Source organism: Clostridium sp. D5 (assembly GCF_000190355.1).
Classification (GTDB): domain Bacteria; phylum Bacillota; class Clostridia; order Lachnospirales; family Lachnospiraceae; genus Faecalicatena; species Faecalicatena fissicatena_A.
The window spans coordinates 7,217-24,720 of sequence record NZ_GL870825.1; the positions used below are offsets into that span (position 1 = coordinate 7,217).

General features: G+C 46.0%; 14 protein-coding genes. 10 read left to right on the forward strand and 4 right to left on the reverse strand.

All coding sequences use genetic code 11. The features are described from left to right. Window positions 1-163: 163 nt before the first annotated feature. Window positions 164-922 (reverse strand): glutamine amidotransferase, encoded by a 759-nt coding sequence (locus HMPREF0240_RS22905; RefSeq protein WP_009005768.1) that lies wholly within the window; start codon window positions 920-922, stop codon window positions 164-166. Beyond that, the gene (locus HMPREF0240_RS22910) at window positions 919-2,280 is read right to left on the reverse strand and encodes a Mur ligase family protein (protein ID WP_009005769.1); all 1,362 of its coding nucleotides are present in this window, start codon (window positions 2,278-2,280) and stop codon (window positions 919-921) included. The genes HMPREF0240_RS22905 and HMPREF0240_RS22910 overlap by 4 nt, the downstream gene beginning before the upstream one ends. A 318-nt stretch (window positions 2,281-2,598) precedes the next feature. Here HMPREF0240_RS22910 and HMPREF0240_RS22915 point away from each other — a divergent pair, with 318 nt between their 5' ends. Further along, complete coding sequence (locus HMPREF0240_RS22915; protein ID WP_009005770.1) at window positions 2,599-5,028, forward strand: cation-translocating P-type ATPase; 2,430 nt, start codon at window positions 2,599-2,601, stop codon at window positions 5,026-5,028. Between the two features lie 156 nt (window positions 5,029-5,184). Here the strand turns inward: HMPREF0240_RS22915 and HMPREF0240_RS22920 are convergent, their stop codons facing one another. Together HMPREF0240_RS22920 and HMPREF0240_RS24765 are read right to left on the reverse strand one after the other, a co-directional pair. Further along, the gene (locus HMPREF0240_RS22920; RefSeq protein WP_009005771.1) at window positions 5,185-5,898 is read right to left on the reverse strand and encodes a J domain-containing protein; all 714 of its coding nucleotides are present in this window, start codon (window positions 5,896-5,898) and stop codon (window positions 5,185-5,187) included. A gap of 289 nt (window positions 5,899-6,187) precedes the next feature. Next, complete coding sequence (locus HMPREF0240_RS24765; protein WP_148486410.1) at window positions 6,188-6,364, reverse strand: YdeI/OmpD-associated family protein; 177 nt, start codon at window positions 6,362-6,364, stop codon at window positions 6,188-6,190. Window positions 6,365-6,641: 277 nt separating this feature from the next. Here HMPREF0240_RS24765 and HMPREF0240_RS22925 point away from each other — a divergent pair, with 277 nt between their 5' ends. The 9 genes from HMPREF0240_RS22925 to HMPREF0240_RS22965 all read left to right on the forward strand — a co-directional run bounded on the left by HMPREF0240_RS22925 (window position 6,642) and on the right by HMPREF0240_RS22965 (window position 16,762). Continuing rightward, entirely contained in the window at window positions 6,642-7,577 is a 936-nt protein-coding gene (locus HMPREF0240_RS22925; protein WP_009005773.1) for a DUF1848 domain-containing protein, read from the forward strand. A gap of 158 nt (window positions 7,578-7,735) precedes the next feature. Then, the gene (locus HMPREF0240_RS22930; protein ID WP_009005775.1) at window positions 7,736-8,782 is read left to right on the forward strand and encodes an alcohol dehydrogenase; all 1,047 of its coding nucleotides are present in this window, start codon (window positions 7,736-7,738) and stop codon (window positions 8,780-8,782) included. 99 nt (window positions 8,783-8,881) lie between these two features. Then, complete coding sequence (locus HMPREF0240_RS22935) at window positions 8,882-10,213, forward strand: D-alanyl-D-alanine carboxypeptidase family protein (protein ID WP_035314723.1); 1,332 nt, start codon at window positions 8,882-8,884, stop codon at window positions 10,211-10,213. 146 nt (window positions 10,214-10,359) lie between these two features. Continuing rightward, on the forward strand, window positions 10,360-11,007 hold the full coding sequence (gene deoC, locus HMPREF0240_RS22940) for a deoxyribose-phosphate aldolase (RefSeq protein ID WP_035314725.1): 648 nt from the start codon (window positions 10,360-10,362) through the stop codon (window positions 11,005-11,007). 1 nt (window position 11,008) lies between these two features. Further along, window positions 11,009-11,893 (forward strand): metallophosphoesterase, encoded by an 885-nt coding sequence (locus HMPREF0240_RS22945; RefSeq protein ID WP_009005778.1) that lies wholly within the window; start codon window positions 11,009-11,011, stop codon window positions 11,891-11,893. A gap of 104 nt (window positions 11,894-11,997) precedes the next feature. Continuing rightward, window positions 11,998-12,741, forward strand: coding sequence for a segregation/condensation protein A (locus HMPREF0240_RS22950; protein WP_035314727.1), 744 nt, complete (start codon window positions 11,998-12,000; stop codon window positions 12,739-12,741). After that, complete coding sequence (gene scpB, locus HMPREF0240_RS22955; protein WP_347462642.1) at window positions 12,708-13,328, forward strand: SMC-Scp complex subunit ScpB; 621 nt, start codon at window positions 12,708-12,710, stop codon at window positions 13,326-13,328. Before HMPREF0240_RS22950 ends, scpB begins: the two co-directional genes overlap by 34 nt. 79 nt (window positions 13,329-13,407) lie before the next feature. Then, window positions 13,408-14,682: a D-alanyl-D-alanine carboxypeptidase family protein gene (locus HMPREF0240_RS22960; RefSeq protein ID WP_009005781.1), complete on the forward strand. Its 1,275-nt coding sequence runs from the start codon at window positions 13,408-13,410 to the stop codon at window positions 14,680-14,682. A gap of 91 nt (window positions 14,683-14,773) precedes the next feature. Further along, window positions 14,774-16,762, forward strand: a complete 1,989-nt coding sequence (locus HMPREF0240_RS22965; protein WP_009005782.1) for a 2-isopropylmalate synthase — start codon at window positions 14,774-14,776, stop codon at window positions 16,760-16,762. Window positions 16,763-17,504: the final 742 nt, after the last annotated feature.

The following is a 17,504-nucleotide window of genomic DNA, read 5'->3' on the forward strand; positions in this document are numbered from 1 at the left end:
CCCACGAGGGATGGAAAGTGATTTTGGAAAATCACTTTCCATCCCTCGTGGGCAGTTCTTTTTACGTAAGTTCTTCTCCGCAAACGGGTTACTTTCAGACTCCATCCCGGCCTCTCCCTGCGGCATCCCGTTCCCCGTTTCCGGCCGGCGTCCCCATACCAGCCTAAGTATACCTCTTGATAGTCTCTTTGAGAACGTATTTTTTGTCGCTGTACCGGTCTACAATATAGCCGTTGGCGAGATGTTCGAGTTTATCTGTAAGTGGTTCCAGAATGATATCTTCTCCGTATTTCCTTATCAGTGCCTTCTCCAGAAGATAATCACAGACGTGAGGATTTTTAGGTAGGAGCGGGCCGTGAAGATAGGTTCCGATTACATTTTTGTAGACAACGCCTTCATAGCCGGATTTACCGGTATTGCCCAGGCCGTAAAAAACCTTTCCAAATGGTGTATGACTGCCGATGTAGGTACGACCGCCATGATTTTCAAATCCTACGACTGGAGTATCGAAGAGTGGACTGTTCAGGACAATATTGCGGATTAATCGTTCCGGTTCCCATTCTGTTGTAATATCGAGAATAGACAGGCCCTCGATGTTTTTTTTGTCCGTTTTATAATATTTGCCCAGCAGCTGGTAACCCCCGCAGACTGCGAGAACTACGCCGTTATTCTCCACATAATCCTTGAAATTCCGGCGGATATTCTGCAGTTGGCCGCAGACCAGTTCCTGTTCGCGGTCAGAGCCGCCGCCGAGCAGAACAATGTCCAGTTTGGAAAAATCAATGGTATCGCCGGAGAGAAAAGGAATTACTTCGGCTTCTATACCGCGCCATTCCAGGCGTTTGCGGAAGCACTGAATGTTTCCGCGGTCGCCGTAGAGGTTCAGCAGATCCGGATATAAATGTCCAATTGTCAGTTTCATGCTGTCTCTCCTCCTTTCCCGGTCTTCTCAAGTTCTGTGAGCATACGGTTCGTGCTGTAGAGGCCGGAGTAATTTACGATGACATAAAGATTACCGGTTCCATTTACCGTGCGCTCCTGAACCGTTGCGCGCAGGTCTGTTGTAGAAGAACAGGGAATATCTTCATATTTTAAACGAAGCCCCATATCGTGGCGGCGGGTGCCTGTTGTCGTAATCGTGGCAGCCTGTGCATCAGCCAGATACTGGAAGTCCACATCCCACAGCCAGGAAATATCTTCTCCGTCCTGATAGGTGTCATTAATCTGAATAATAATGTCTTTGGGCTTTTTGTCTTTCAGTACGAGAGAAATCTTCTGCTGGAAACCGATGGGATTCTTAGCCAGATGCAGCTGAACCCTTGTACCGCTGATCATGAAAATACTTTCCCGGTTGTTTCCGTAGTCAAATGCCTCAATCATTTCCTGGAAATGTGTCCTGTCGGCCTCCAGTGCATTGAGCGCCGCGTATGCTGATAAAGTATTGTAAATATTGTATGGCGTACGTGCAGTTGAATGTATAGTCATGCCGTCCATGGAAAATGTATAGAGCTCATCGTGCAGTTCTATTTCCGACGCCGTAAAGTCAGGCTCAGGACGTTCTAAACCGCAGTTGGGACAATGGTAGATCCCAAGCTGTCCGTAGTGGAAAAAATCATATTCCAGCTTCTTTCCGCAGGAACGGCAGAAGATGCTTTCACGGATCTCAGAACGGGAGATATCATCAAATATCTGCTCACTGATCCCGTAAGTGACATACGTGTTCTTGCTCTCGACAGCAAGCGTATAGGACAGGACGTCATCACAATTGATGATCAGCTTTGTATCGGGGACGCTTGTAACAGCAGTTTTTAACTTATTAAAAGTGATGTCGACCTCCCCAAAACGGTCCAGCTGGTCTCTGGAAATGTTCGTGAGAAGACCGCAGTCTGGTTTTAACTGAGGAAGCACGCGCACAGAAGCAATCTCATCTACTTCGATACAGGCATAATCCGCATCCAGCCGGCAGTGCTTGTCCGTGGCAAGCACAAAGGCGGAAATAATCCCGTTGAGCATATTGGCTCCGGTTCTATTGATAATAACTTTTTTGCCCTCTGCTTTTAATGCATGGTACAGGATACTGTTTGTAGTTGTCTTGCCGTTCGTTCCCATGGTCACAATCGTCTTTTCCCTCACCATTTCCGCCATGGCAGATAAAATGCGGGGGTCGATTATCCGGGCAACATAACCCGGAAGAGTAACGCCGCTTCCTCTATTCAGTTTTTTAATCAGATAGCTCGTGCATTTTGCACATTTAATTGCGAGTACGCTTCTTAATCTCATAATATTATATCAACTCTTATCCTTTTCTTGAAATACTTGTATTATTATAATAGAAACAGGTACAGAAAACAAGGAATTTAAAAAGAATTCGGTATTTTGGGTGTCGGGAATCGCTGTTTGTGGGATGAGGGAATGCTTGCCGAGAGCTATCCCACTTTTATCTGCCCCCCGGTTGAAGCTCATAATAATTTTCACAAAAGAAATTATAAAGATTTAATGAAGCCACTGGAAATTCAGATTCAGTGTGATAGAATGGAAATGACTAAAACTGGAAATTACTGAAGATAGAGAATCCGAAAATGAGGTGGAATAATATACATGCAGAAAAAAAGCAGACAACAGGTGGTTGAGGAGAAAAAGGACAGGAGAATTCCTACAACGAGATACCGTCCCGAGCACCGGCAGGGGCTGAGTATGCAGCAGGTGCAGGAACACAGGCTGCACGGCTGGACGAATAAAGCAGTGGATCCGCCGGCTAAGACAACGAAAGAGATTATTCATGATAATGTATTCACATATTTTAACCTGATATTTGTAATTCTGGCCCTGCTTCTTTGCATAGCCGGGTCTTTTCGTGATCTGACATTTCTTCCGGTCATTATACTGAATACTTTGATTGGAATCGTACAGGAAGTGCGGGCAAAGAAAGTTCTGGATAATCTGACTATGCTGAACGCGCCCCATGCCACGGTTGTGCGGGACGGGCAGAAGTCTGTGATTGATGCGGAGGAACTTGTGCTCGACGACATTGTTATTTTCAAGGCGGGCAGCCAGGTTTGTGCAGATGCGGAGGTCAGCGCAGGAGAGGTACAGGTAAATGAATCCCTGCTGACGGGGGAATCCGATGAGATTGTAAAGAAAAAAGGCGACCAGCTCATGTCAGGGAGCTTTATCGTGTCAGGACAGTGTCATGCAAGACTGGAGAAGGTCGGGATGGACTCCTATATCTCGAAGCTGACAATGGAAGCGAAAGAGATGCAGGAAGGAGAGCAGTCTGAGATGATCCGCTCTCTGGATAAATTGGTAAAATGCGTAGGCATTGCGATCATACCGATTGGAATTGTACTGTTTGTCCAGGCATTTTTCTTTCAGAATGAAGGGTTTCAGTCCAGTATTACTTCCATGGTTGCCGCCATTATCGGCATGATTCCGGAAGGACTGTATTTATTGGCGAGCGTGGCGCTGGCTGTCAGTTCGGTGCGGCTCGCTCAGAAAAAAGTCCTGCTCCACGATATGAAATGTATCGAGACTCTGGCCAGGGTCAATGTTCTGTGCGTGGATAAGACCGGTACTATTACGGAAAACACCATGAAAGTGCAGGAGGTTATTCCTGCGGACGGCTATGATGAGAAAGAGATGCAGCCCCTGAGTACGTTGATTGGAGATTTTGCTGCGGCAATGGAGAAGGACAATATCACGATGGCCGCCATGAAAGAATATTTTCAGACTGCATCGGGCAGAAAACCGGTAAGCAGGACTGGATTTTCCTCCGCCACAAAATACAGCAGTGTTACCTTCGAGGATGAAGCATATGTGCTTGGTGCGCCCGAATTTGTCCTAAAGGAAAAGTATGAAAACTATGAGGAGGAGATTACCGGATATGCATCAAAAGGCGCCAGAGTCCTGGTTTTCGGCCTCTATGAAGGCGAGATCGACGGAAAGGCCCTGGAGAAGGGGATTATTCCTCTGGGATATATACTTTTGGCAAACCCGATCAGAAAAGAAGCAAAAGAGACGTTTACCTACTTTGCGGAGCAGGGGGTTGAGGTAAAGGTTATTTCCGGAGACAACCCTGTAACAGTATCAGAAGTAGCTAAAAAAGCAGGAATTGCGAATGCTGAGAATTATGTAGATGCCTCCTCCCTTAAATCAGATGAGGAGATAGAAAAAGCAGTGCTGGAGAATACCGTATTCGGGCGGGTAACGCCGAATCAGAAGCGGCAGTTTGTCCAGATCCTCAAAGGAGCCGGTAAAACGGTTGCGATGACAGGGGATGGCGTCAATGACGTTCTTGCACTCAAAGATGCGGACTGCAGTATCGCCATGGCTTCCGGAAGTGAAGCGGCGGCCCAGGCGTCACAGCTCGTACTGCTGGAATCTGATTTTTCCTGCATGCCTCAGGTCGTTCTGGAGGGCAGAAGAGTTGTAAACAACATTCAGCGTTCAGCCAGCCTATTCCTGGTAAAGAATATATTTTCCTTCCTGCTGTCACTGTTTTCTGTAGTATTTATGATCACATATCCGCTGGAACCGTCGCAGATATCACTGATCAGTATGTTTACGATCGGAGTGCCCGCGTTCTTCCTGGCACTGGAGCCGAACAAGAACATTATTAAGGGACACTTCCTGACCAATGTCTTCCTGAAGGCTCTGCCTGCTGCTCTGACTGATGTGCTGGCAGTCGGCGCACTGGTCGTATTCGGACAGACCTTTGGCGTGAACTCAAAAGATATATCCACCGCAGCGACCATGCTGCTGGCTATCGTCGGATTCATGATTCTCTATAAGATCAGTGCGCCAATGAACATCATGCGCACAATCGTAGTAGCAGGAAGCATAATAGGGCTGCTGTTCTGCAGTATCTTCCTGAACAACCTGTTTGCCATCACAGGAATGTCCACAAAATGCATCATGCTCTTTATCGTATTCTCAATCGCCACAGAGCCAGTGCTGCGATACCTCACATCCTTGCTGGGAAAATTAAGAATATACTATCTGCGATTACGGGGACAGACGGTGGAAGAGTGAGCTGCGGATTAGAAGGAGCCATCCCTCAGGGACGGCTCCTTCTTCGTAAGTACTTCTCCATAAACGGGTTACCTTCAGTCCCCCATTTCTACTGTTCCGGTACCTTCCTCCTGCCGTTTCAGGCAGGTGTTCCTTCACCGTAAGCGTCTCCCCTGTTTACCCTACCGCGTAGTTCAGGAGTTTTTTTAGATTGTTGTGGAATTGTTTGTTCTGTGAGCGGAGTTTCAGTTTTTCTGCGTTTGATTTGTGCTGTTCTACATAGGCATCGTATTTGTCGAACAGGATGCGGTAATCCATGTTTTGTTTTTGGCCCCAGCGGACGAGGACCCAGTTCATGGCGTCGCTTTGCCAGTAGCTCATGGGGATTTCGGCCATCTTCAGGATGGAGATGTACTGGATTGCCTGCATGGAGAGGGAACTCAGCTGGGCGGTGAGCTCTGTCTCGTATTTGTCTTTTTTGCCTAATCTTTTGAATATTTTGAGTGGTAGTCCTTCCCTTTTGGAATGGAGCGCCATTAGACTGCCGCTCCGTAAGACGATCTCGTTGAGACGGCAGGCGGCATTCCAATAGGTTACGAATGATATAGACGGATCTTCGCCTTCTTCTTCGGGTTTTCCGACCGTGTATGTGCGGAATACCCGGTGAGGCTTTCCTGCCAGTGTCCGGTTGTATTTCTTACGCTTGTCCGGATTGGCGAGTATCCGGTATGCTTCCAGTATCTCCTGCATGTATGCAGTGGTGTCTATGTCGTTATGCATATTGGCATCCGGATGATACACTTTTGCCAATGCATTTTTTGCGCTGGTAATTTCTTCAAGGGTTGCCTCTCTGGATACGCCGAGAATGTCATAATATGTACGGGTTTCCATCGTTTCCTCCTTATCCCTGTTTCATTATTTATTCTTCCCACATTTAATATTACGATAGGATAAGGAAAAAATCAAGAAAAGTTACCTGACATATTATACTTCAATCCGATTCTTTTAAGGAAAATAACCGGGCATCATAATTTGCTCTGTAAAAGAACATTTTTAACATTGGCCACCGATGGATTTTGGGAAAATATTACACTGATTAATACACCTGTATCTATAAAAGAAAAGGGATGCCTGCGGCCTGCTGCGGGCATCCTTTTTAAGGTATTGACAAACTTATTTTTTATTGAAACATATTTTCCACGTAATTTCGCATTTCTTCCCGGGTGTGTTTCTGTCTGGCTTCATCAATCACCTGTTTCTGCTCAGTATCAGAAAGATGAGAAAAATGGTTCAGGGCATCGGAGTGCTGAGCCAGCGCCATTGTAAAACCGATCGGCAGTTCTTCGTTGTTTATCATTATTAGACCTCCTTTCCTGGGGAAAACTAAAATGTTACCGCTCAGAACGTGCTGTGTATTTACTGCACGGCATCTAAGCCACATATCAAAAAAGTGAATGACATGAGCCTGTCACGTAAGGACGTTTTAATGGACAGGCGGCGTTACTGTTTACAGGCTTTCCTTTGAACAGTAACACTCTAAAATTAGTATGCGTCAGTTTTTTGACTTCATACCTGTAAATCTAAGCGGGATAATGATATACTATTAAGTGAAAATATGGAAATGAGGGATTTTTATGGTTTTAAGTGTCAGCAGAAGAACCGACATTCCGTGCTGTTACCCTGACTGGTTTTACCGGCGCCTGGAAGAGGGGACTGTATGTATACGCAATCCATTTCGCCAGGATCAGATCAGTGAGATCGCTGTAACACCGGATGTGACAGACTGTATTGTATTCTGGACAAAAAATCCAGGACCTATGCTGGCGGAACTTGACAGGCTGGATGAATACCTGTATTATTTCCAGTTTACCCTGACAGGATACGGCAAAGATATTGAGCCGGGACTTCCGGAAAAGGCGGTTCTGGCAGATATATTTCATGAACTGGCAGGCCGGATTGGCTGGAAGCGGATGATATGGCGTTATGATCCGATTTTGCTGAATCCGCGATATACAGCTGAATTTCATTTGAAGACGTTTGATAAGATTGCCAGGAAGCTGCAGGGCAGTACAAAGCAGGTCGTGGTGAGTTTTATTGATACCTATAAAAGTACAAAAGAGAACGCGGCCTTCCTGAATCTGAAGAAGCCGGAGCCTGGAGAGCTGGAAATGCTGGCAGGGCGTCTTGCAAAGACTGCGGGCAGTTATGGAATGCGTATGGTCACCTGTACAGAGGAGATGAACCTGTTAAGTGCAGGGATTGAGCATGGAGCGTGCATTGATAAACGCCTGATCGAAGAACTTACCGGATGTGAACTTGATGCAGGTCCGGATAAGGGGCAGCGGCCGGGATGCGGCTGTATGGAGAGTGTTGATATCGGGGCCTACAATACATGCGTAAGCGGCTGCCGGTATTGTTATGCCAATTACAGCGGGGCGCTTATGAAATCCCGCAGGGAAAGTTATGATATCAGTTCGCCTCTGCTGTGCGGAAGAATTGGTAGGGAGGATATTGTTACAAAACGGGCGGTGAAGTCCTGGAAGAATCCACAGCTTCGCCTTCCGTTTTAAGTGAAGGAGAAAACAGGTATGCACTATACGGCGCCCCATTATTATAGGAAGTTTCGCTGTACTGCGGACAAATGTTCCAATACCTGCTGCACGGGGTGGCAGATTGAAGATTCGGACTGGAAACTTTTTCCTGATGCTGTAGATTTTGAAACGGAGGGATGGCTATGAAAGCAGTTGTTTATAAGGGAAACGGAACCATATGTCTGGAAGAACGTCCTTTCCCTGAGATTCAGAAAGATACGGATGCAATTGTAAAGGTAACAGTGACAACCATTTGTTCCAGTGATATACATATTAAGCATGGAGCGGTGCCCAGGGCTAAGGAAAACATCATACTCGGCCACGAGTTTGTGGGAGAAGTAATCAGGATAGGCCGAGCAGTAAAAAGTATACGTCCTGGGGATCGTGTGGCCGTTAATGTGGAGACATTCTGCGGAAAGTGTTACTTCTGCCGTCATGGATATGTAAACAATTGTACGGATAAATACGGGGGATGGGCCCTGGGCTGCAGAATTGACGGTGGACAGGCAGAGTATGTCAGGATTCCTTTTGCCGACAACGGACTTACCAGAATACCGGATACGGTTTCAGATGAAGCGGCATTATTTACCGGTGATTTGCTTTCTACGGGGTACTGGGCTGCTAAAATGGGAGATATCAAGCTCTCTGATACCGTAGCGGTGATTGGGGCCGGCCCCGCAGGAATTGCTGTTATGAAGTGTGTCGGACTCTATAATCCGTCAAAGATTATAGGAATTGATATTGATGACCAGAGACTGGGACTCTTAATGGAAAAGAAGATCGCAGATGTTACATTGAATCCCCTAAGAGACGATGTGGCAGCGGCTGTAAAAGAGATGACAGACGGGCGGGGAGCGGATTCTGTCCTGGAAGTGGCCGGAAGCCGGGAGACTTTTGAGATGGCATGGTGCATAGCAAGGCCGAATGCAGTCGTGGGGGTCGTTGCAATGTATGAAGAAGACCAGGTGCTTCCACTTCCGCAGATGTACGGAAAGAATCTTACATTTAAAACGGGCGGTGTGGACGCAGCCAACTGCGAGGATATCCTGCGCCTGATCGAGAACGGAAGACTGAACACTGAATGTATGATCACCCACAGGACCACGCTGGATCATATTATGGAAGCATATGATATTTTTGAAAATAAAAAAGACGGTGTCGTAAAGTATGCTGTTACGGTGTAAATGTGCAGAGTACGCGGCATATTCTGCGGCTTTTGGGTTCTAATCTTTCCCTCCCTTTACTATATTGGTAATAGACGATATAGCAGAGGGAGTTTTTTTATGAAAGCAGCACTGGCGGTATTATTAAGCGCACTACTTTGTGTACAGAATGTATATGCGATGCCGGCAAAAGAGTATATTGTCTATGAAGACACAGCGGAATTTCAGGAGAATACGGAAGAAGTACAGGAAGATACACAGCAGACCGCAGAAAATATAGACGAGAATGAATCAGAAGCAAAAGACAGCCAGGAAACCATATCAGAGGAAACCTTAGAAACGGAAGGGGAAGCAGCGGACACACAGACTGCCGGGCCGGAGGTGAGCGCACCGTCTGCAGTTCTGATGGAGGCGTCAACCGGAGAGGTGATCTTTGAGAAGGATGCGGACACAGCGCGTCCGCCTGCAAGCGTTACTAAAATCATGACCATGCTGCTGATTTTCGACGCTCTGGCCGATGGGAAAATCAAGCTTGAGGATCAGGTGACAACTTCTGAATTTGCAGCTTCTATGGGCGGTTCACAGGTCTTTCTGGAACCGGGGGAGACGCAGACGGTGGACACCATGCTGAAATGCATTTCTGTAGCCAGTGCAAATGATGCCTGCGTCGCCATGGCCGAGTACATATGCGGCAATGAAGAAGAGTTTGTCAAGCAGATGAATGAACGTGCTAAGGGTTTGGGAATGGAAAACACCCACTTTGTCAACTGCAACGGCCTGGATGTGGATGGGCACGTGACAACAGCGAGGGATATCGCTTTGATGTCCAGGGAGATGATTACAAAATACCCGCAGATTCATGACTACTGTATGATATGGATGGAAAATATCACCCATACTACAAAAAAGGGAACCACCGAGTTCGGGCTTACCAACACAAATAAACTGGTGAGGCAGTACGAATACGCCACAGGGCTGAAAACAGGGTCCACAGGGCTTGCAAAATTCTGTGTTTCTGCAACTGCCAAGAAGAATGACATAGAAATGATCGCAGTCATCATGGCAGCTGGGGACTCTAAGGCCAGATTCAAAGATGCGACGACGCTGCTGAATTATGGATTTGGAAAATGCCAGGTCTATAAAGATGAAAGTCCTGAAAAGCTTAAGGATCTGGAAGTAAAAGGTGGTGTCGAGGACACCGTGCATTGTGAGTACGCAGATAGTTTCAGCTATCTTGATACGAGCGGTGCGAACCTTTCCGGGATTACAAAAAAGCTGAAAGTAAAGAAAAGCCTGGATGCACCTTTGAAGAAAGGGGATAAGGCAGGCAGCCTGATTTATGAGCTGGACGGAAAAGAGATCGGAAAAGTGGATGTTATCGTGTCCCAGAATGTAAAGAAGGCAGGATTTTTGGATTATCTGAAGAAAGTGGTTTCACGGTTCAGAACGTAGCCTTTTAGGCTGCGTTCTGAACCAATAAAAGCCAAATGCCGGGGGAAATGAATTAAAAATTGAATTTACCGGTAAAAAATGTTAGGATAGTGTAGGTAATAAATGAAGTGCCAGCGATGTATACTGGTATACAATGGAGGAATAATATGGATTTTGCAAAAATGATAGATCATACAATTTTAAAACCTGAAGCAACAAAGGAGGAAGTCAAAAAGCTATGCAATGAGGCGGTACGGTATGGGTTCCATTCGGTGTGTGTAAACTCCAGCTATGTATATTATTGTGCACAGCTGTTAAAAGATACGGATGTGAAGGTATGCACTGTAGTAGGATTTCCACTGGGAGCGATGTCCACGGACGGTAAAGTGGGCGAGACTCTGGCAGCGGTAGAGGACGGAGCTGAAGAGATCGATATGGTGATTCATATCGGAATGATAAAGAGCGGGGACTGGAAGTACGTGAAGGAAGATGTGGCTTCTGTCGTGGAGGCTGCAGGGGACCGCGCTATTGTAAAAGTCATTCTTGAGACATGCCTTCTTACTGAAGAAGAAAAGATACAGGCATGCAGGATCTGCAAAGAGGCGGGAGCCGATTTTGTGAAGACATCTACAGGATTCTCCAGGGGAGGGGCTACCGTGGCTGACGTTGAACTGATGCGCAGGACAGTAGGGCCGGTTATGGGCGTGAAAGCTTCAGGGGGAATCAGGACGGCAGCGAAAGCAGAAGAAATGGCTGAAGCAGGGGCAGACAGGCTGGGTACCAGCTCCGGGATTGCCATTGTAGAAGGGCATTAGAATGTGGATAGGAATCATTGCGGCACTCCTTTTAATTTTCCTGTTATGTCTGGCAGAAGGACGGCGTGAGCTTAAGTTTTTTAAAATTACACGCTATACCCTGAGGGTGCCTGCATTTGAAAAACTGGATGGAGAGAAAAAAATCATTTTGCTGGCGGATCTACACAATAAGTCATACGGAGAACATAACAGTGAGCTGCTGGATGCGATACAGAGAGAAAAGCCCGATCTGATTCTGATAGCGGGTGATATGCTTGTTGGAAAAGACGTTGCCTCCTATGGGGAAGCGCTGGATTTTGTGACCAGGCTGCCGGAGATCTGTCCGGTCTATTATGGCCCGGGAAATCATGAACAGAGGCTGAAAGAATACCCGGAAAAGTATGAAAAGAGCGTATATAGAAAGTTTAAAAACGAACTGTCACGGTCAGGAGTTCATTATCTGGAGAACCAGAAGGCCGAGATGAGACTGGACAGGCTGGATATCCGGGTGGACGGGCTTGAGCTGCCCATGCATACTTATGAGAAATTCAAAAAACATTCAGTGGATGAAGCAGATATCAGGCGCTGCCTGGGAAGAGCAGATAAAGATAAATACCAGATCCTTCTGGCGCATAATCCCGTGTATTATTCTGCATACAAAGCGTGGGGGGCAGACCTGACAGTTTCGGGCCATCTCCATGGAGGTATTGTGCGTATTCCGGGACTTGGCGGAGTGATCACGCCTCAGGCGGTTCTGTTTCCAAAATATTCCGGAGAGATGACAGTGGAAGAAAACCAGGCGATTGCCGTCAGCAAGGGACTGGGAACCCACACAATCAATCTGAGGTTCTGTAATTTTGCGGAGGTGGTTGTGATTAAGCTGCTTCCATACAGGGAAAAGAAATAAACAGAGTTTTAGGAAATCTTGTTTTGCAGGATAAAACTTGTGTATTTTCTGTTATTCCCTTATAATGAAATACAGTGCGAATATCCGTATTGGGGAGTGTAAGTATGGGAATACCAGTAAAGCTGGAAGTATTTGAAGGTCCGCTGGATCTTCTGCTTCATTTAATTGATAAAAATAAAATAGATATATACGATATACCGATTGTTGAGATCACGAATCAGTACATGGATTATATACGGAATATGCAGAAGGAAGACCTCAACGTTATGAGCGAATTCCTCGTTATGGCGGCAACTCTGCTGGATATCAAGTGCAGGATGCTGCTTCCGAAAGAAGTGAATGAGGAAGGGGAGGAAGAAGACCCCCGCGCTGAACTGGTTGAACAGCTTATTCAGTATAAGATGTACAAGTATATGGCTTATGAATTAAAGGACCGGCAGCTGGATGCAGAGCAGGTTCTTTATAAAGTTCCCACAATTCCGGAGGAAGTGATGGGATATGTGGAGCCTGTGGATTTAGACCTTCTTCTGGGCGATCTGACATTAAAAAAACTGAACCAGATTTTCAAAGACGTTATGAAACGGCAGGATGACAAGATAGATCCGGTGCGAAGCAAGTTCGGAAGAATAGAAAAGGAAGAAGTCCCTCTGCCTGTGAAACTGTCCTATGTGGAAGGTTATGCTAAGTCGCACAGGAGATTCAGTTTCCGCCAGCTTCTTGAAGAACAGAAGAGTAAGATGCATATAGTGGTAACATTTCTGGCTGTACTGGAACTGATGAAGCTGGGAACCATTCGGGTAGAACAGGAGGATACATGCGGGGATATAATGATAGACTCGCTGATTTGAAAGGAATGGAAGAAGATATGGAGATAGAAAAACTGCAGGGCATCATTGAAGCGATCCTCTTTACAATGGGAGAGTCTGTGGAATTGAGCAAGATTGCAGCGGTGATAGAACATGATGAGAGTACAACCCGGAAAATGATACATAATATGATGGACCGATATGAGGAAGACAGCAGAGGAATCCGTATTATAGAGCTGGAGGATTCTTTCCAGATGTGTACAAAAAAAGAAACCTATGAATATCTGATCAGGATTGCAAAGCAGCCGAAACGGTATGTGCTGACGGAAGTTCTGCTGGAGACGTTGTCCATCATTGCTTATAAGCAGCCTGTTACCAAACTGGAGATAGAAAAGATCCGGGGGGTAAAGTCGGATCATGCGGTAAACAAGCTGGTGGAATATGGACTGGTCGAAGAAGTGGGACGTATGGATGCACCCGGAAGGCCGCTTCTGTTCGGTACGACGGAAGAATTTCTGCGCCGGTTCAGCGTACAGTCGCTGGATGAACTGCCTACAATTAATCCGGAACAGGTGGAACACTTCAAAGAAGAAGCGGAAGATGAGGCACAACTGAAGCTGGATATATAAGAATAGGCAGAAAATAGTTCTATCGGCGCTTATATTTTCATAAATACTAATAACATAGTATGTTATGGAGTGCCGGGACATGACAAAAAGGAAAAAAGAGGGCGGCAAAGCTGTCCATAAGATAAGGAAACAGATAACTGCGTTTATTTTAATCTGCTGTATGGTTTTCGCAGGAGCCGGGGGCAGTGCGGTTATGGAGGTTCGCGCAGAGTCGGAGGAACCGGATAATTTATACGCCCAGTCGGCAGTGTTAATGGATGCAGACAGCGGGCGTATTTTATTTTCAAAAAATGGACAGCAGGAGAAGGCTATGGCCAGCACAACAAAGATCATGACCTGTATCCTGGCCCTGGAATACGGCAGGCTGGACAGTGAGATGACGGTGAGCTCCTATGCCGCGTCCCAGCCCAAAGTGCATCTGGGGGCATACAAGGGAGAAACTTTTTATCTTAGAGATCTGCTGTATTCACTCATGCTGGAATCCCACAATGACGCGGCGGTTATCATTGCCGAAAATATCGGAAACAGTGTGGAAGGTTTTGCAGATATGATGAATGCCAAGGCCAAAGAACTGGGATGCAATCATACATATTTTATCACACCGAATGGACTGGATGCTGCGGACGAAAATGGTAGCCACCACACGACCGCGGAGGATCTGGCCAGAATTATGAAGTATTGTATTATGGATTCGCCGCAGAAGGAGATGTTCCTGGAAATCACCCGGACGCCTTCCTATCAGTTCACAGACTGTTCTGGTAAGTCTACATATTCCTGCACGAACCATAATGCGTTTTTACAGATGATGGATGGCGCTCTTTCAGGAAAAACAGGTTTTACTGGAGATGCAGGTTACTGTTATGTAGGATCCCTCAGAAGGGATGACAGGACCTTTATTGTGGCTCTTCTTGCGTGCGGGTGGCCAAATAATAAAAGCTATAAGTGGGCGGATACAAAAGCACTGATGAATTATGGGCTTGAAAATTATGAATACCGGGATATCTGGCAGGACATAGATGCAGGGACTGCGGCTGTAAAAAATGGAATCGATAAAGCACATCCGTTTTGGACGGAGACGGATGTACCATTAGAAGTGATGGGAGCCGACCGGGACTGGAAACTTCTGCTTAAAACGGACGAACAGGTAGAGATGAACTGGGATAAGGAAGAAACACTGGAGGCGCCGGTGGTAAAGGGCCAGAAGGTGGGTGAGGTCGTATACACTTTAAATGGAGAAAAATTAAGATCCTATGATATTACAGCGGCCTCGGGAGTACGGGAAAAAACGTTCAAATGGTATATGGAAACAATTTTCGGAATGTACATGTTAAAAAATATCAATATAAATGATTAATTTTACCACTGGATAATGGCGGATTCTTATGTTAGTATGGATAAAGATAAAAAAAGACAATTAATTTGATAAAATATAAGGAGATGTAGCCATGAAAAATTATGAAAAGTACGAAAAAATGTATTTTATGCCGCCTGAGCCTTGCTATGACTGGGTGAAAAAGGATTCTATTACCGAACCGCCGGCATGGTGCAGCGTGGATTTGAGAGACGGAAACCAGGCACTGATCGAACCCATGGGCCTGGATGAGAAGATAGAATTTTTCCAGCTTTTACTGGACGTAGGATTCAAAGAGATAGAGGTGGGATTCCCGGCCGCTTCCGAGACGGAGTATCAGTTCCTCCGCACAATCATTGAACAGAACATGATACCTGATGATGTTACAATCCAGGTGTTGACACAGGCAAGAGAACATATTATTAAAAGAACTTTTGAGGCAGTAAAGGGTGCTCCTCATGCTGTAATACATGTATACAATTCAACTTCGGTGGCACAGAGAGAACAGGTCTTCAAAAAAGACAAAGAAGAAGTTAAAAAAATTGCGGTTGACGGCGCTAAATTATTAAAAAAACTCGCAAAGGAGACTGAAGGTAACTTTACATTTGAATACAGCCCGGAAAGCTTTCCGGGAACAGAAGTTGACTATGCATTGGACGTATGCAATGCGGTCCTGGATGTATGGAAGCCTACAAAGAAGACAAAGGCTATTATCAATCTTCCGACAACAGTAGAGAACGCAATGCCGCATGTTTTTGCAAGCCAGGTAGAGTACTTTGATAAGCATATGTTATACCGTGAAAATGTAATTCTTTCTCTTCATCCACACAATGACAGAGGTTCAGGTGTGAGCGATGCCGAGCTGGGAATTCTGGCCGGTGCGGACCGTATAGAGGGAACTTTATTCGGAAATGGAGAGAGAACCGGCAACGTGGATATTATTACGCTTGCAATGAACATGTTTTCACATGGTGTGGATCCGCAGCTTGATTTTGCTAACATGAGTGATATCTGTGAAATATATGAGCGTCTTACCAGAATGAAGGTTTCACCGCGCCAGCCATATGCAGGTGAGCTGGTATTCACCGCATTTTCCGGTTCCCATCAGGATGCTATTGCAAAGGGAATGGCATGGAGAGAAGAGAAGCAGTGTGACATATGGAATGTGCCTTACCTCCCGATTGACCCGAAAGATGTCGGCAGAAGATACGATTCAGATGTAATCCGTATCAACAGCCAGTCAGGCAAGGGCGGTGTGAACTACATCCTGAAGCAGAGCTTCGGAATCAGCCTTCCTGATAAGATGAAGGAAGAGGTTGGCTATCTTGTAAAAGATGTCTCAGATAAAGCACATAAAGAGCTGAATCCTGACTGGGTATATCACATATTTGAAGACAACTATATCAATGCCAAGTCTATATTTACAGTAGACGAATGCCATTTTAAACAGGAAGACGGTATTGTAGCAGACGCGGTCATCCACCACGCAGGCAGCAACCGTAAGATCACCGGAGTCGGAAACGGACGCTTGGATGCGGTAAGCAATGCCATTAAGCATTACTTCGACATCAGCTACGAGCTTGCATTTTACGAGGAGCATTCCCTGACAAAAGGTTCCTCCTCAAAAGCGGTTGCCTATGTAGGTGTAATATGCAATAAAAAGAAATACTGGGGTGTAGGAATTGACGCGGATATTATCAAAGCTTCCGTGGAGGCACTTGTCGTTGCGGTCAATAAAATCGAAGAAATTATGAGCAATGAATCCTGCAAAGATGAGAGATTATTAGAAATAACCAACTACATCTACGCAAATTACAAAGACGTAACACTGGATGACTTGTCAGAAAAATTCTTCCTCTCCAAGCCATACCTTTCCAAATACATCAAGGAAAAATCAGGAATGACATTTGGGGACATCCTGAAAAAAGTAAGAATGAAAAAAGCACGTGCTATGTTAAAGAGCAGCAGCATAACAGTTGAAAGCATCGCCGAGTCGGTGGGATACCAGAATGTAGAACACTTTAACCGCGTATTCAAAAAAATGTACAACATGACGCCGGTACAATTTCGGAATCGGAAGTAGGGAGAGAGCTTGCGAACGGATGGACGGACGCCCCGATAACCGGACATAGGGATGGCTGGGGACGGTAGCGGGCTGTAAGCTGGAGTAAAGGAAAAAAGAAGGAAAACCGGGGCAACCTGGGCACATCATGTGAACCCCTGATGGGTTCACACGCTGGGCCCAGGAATTTTTGTGATTCGGAATCACAAAAATTACCCCGGTTTCCCTTCTTTTTTCCTTAACTCCACCTAACAGCCTGCAAGACGCCCCCAGCCATCCCTATGTCCGGTTACCGGGGCTGGTGCATCAAGGCGGGATGGAGTGACTCTCATCCGTGGGGCTTCTGGACCAGTGAGGCGGATTGAGCTGGATAGGCGGAACGAAGTAGATGGGGAGGTTTATGCGATACCGCTTAGCAGGTACCCCTTCTCAAAAAAAAGAGAACAAAAAAGAGACTGCAAAAACGTGCAGTCCCTTTTACGTGTGTGCCAGGCATGGCACTAATCTAGCTAGTGAAAGTCTAGTCACGGGTATTTACCGCCAAGTGTAGCGGAGCGCAAGTTGGCATCAGTAATGATGTGGATGAAGGAAGCGCATAGCAAAGTTCACGAGCCTACGAACAGAAACTTGATAAGGCGATAAGGTGGGTAAGGTTGCACGTCAAACCAAAGCCCGAAAGGTAAACGTATAACCGAAGTTGTAAATCAAGAGGTTGTGGAACGAAAGATTAGTGCCTTACCCTTGGGAGGCCCTACCCACACAT

What these genes read in the sequence shown, in the direction of transcription:
- HMPREF0240_RS22905 (WP_009005768.1), bottom strand. Translation starts at nt 922, where the DNA reads ATGAAACTGACAATTGGACATTTATATCCGGATCTGCTGAACCTCTAC.
- HMPREF0240_RS22910 (WP_009005769.1), bottom strand. Translation starts at nt 2,280, where the DNA reads ATGAGATTAAGAAGCGTACTCGCAATTAAATGTGCAAAATGCACGAGC.
- HMPREF0240_RS22915 (WP_009005770.1), top strand. Translation starts at nt 2,599, where the DNA reads ATGCAGAAAAAAAGCAGACAACAGGTGGTTGAGGAGAAAAAGGACAGG.
- HMPREF0240_RS22920 (WP_009005771.1), bottom strand. Translation starts at nt 5,898, where the DNA reads ATGGAAACCCGTACATATTATGACATTCTCGGCGTATCCAGAGAGGCA.
- HMPREF0240_RS24765 (WP_148486410.1), bottom strand. Translation starts at nt 6,364, where the DNA reads ATGATAAACAACGAAGAACTGCCGATCGGTTTTACAATGGCGCTGGCT.
- HMPREF0240_RS22925 (WP_009005773.1), top strand. Translation starts at nt 6,642, where the DNA reads ATGGTTTTAAGTGTCAGCAGAAGAACCGACATTCCGTGCTGTTACCCT.
- HMPREF0240_RS22930 (WP_009005775.1), top strand. Translation starts at nt 7,736, where the DNA reads ATGGCTATGAAAGCAGTTGTTTATAAGGGAAACGGAACCATATGTCTG.
- HMPREF0240_RS22935 (WP_035314723.1), top strand. Translation starts at nt 8,882, where the DNA reads ATGAAAGCAGCACTGGCGGTATTATTAAGCGCACTACTTTGTGTACAG.
- deoC (WP_035314725.1), top strand. Translation starts at nt 10,360, where the DNA reads ATGGATTTTGCAAAAATGATAGATCATACAATTTTAAAACCTGAAGCA.
- HMPREF0240_RS22945 (WP_009005778.1), top strand. Translation starts at nt 11,009, where the DNA reads ATGTGGATAGGAATCATTGCGGCACTCCTTTTAATTTTCCTGTTATGT.
- HMPREF0240_RS22950 (WP_035314727.1), top strand. Translation starts at nt 11,998, where the DNA reads ATGGGAATACCAGTAAAGCTGGAAGTATTTGAAGGTCCGCTGGATCTT.
- scpB (WP_347462642.1), top strand. Translation starts at nt 12,708, where the DNA reads ATGCGGGGATATAATGATAGACTCGCTGATTTGAAAGGAATGGAAGAA.
- HMPREF0240_RS22960 (WP_009005781.1), top strand. Translation starts at nt 13,408, where the DNA reads ATGACAAAAAGGAAAAAAGAGGGCGGCAAAGCTGTCCATAAGATAAGG.
- HMPREF0240_RS22965 (WP_009005782.1), top strand. Translation starts at nt 14,774, where the DNA reads ATGAAAAATTATGAAAAGTACGAAAAAATGTATTTTATGCCGCCTGAG.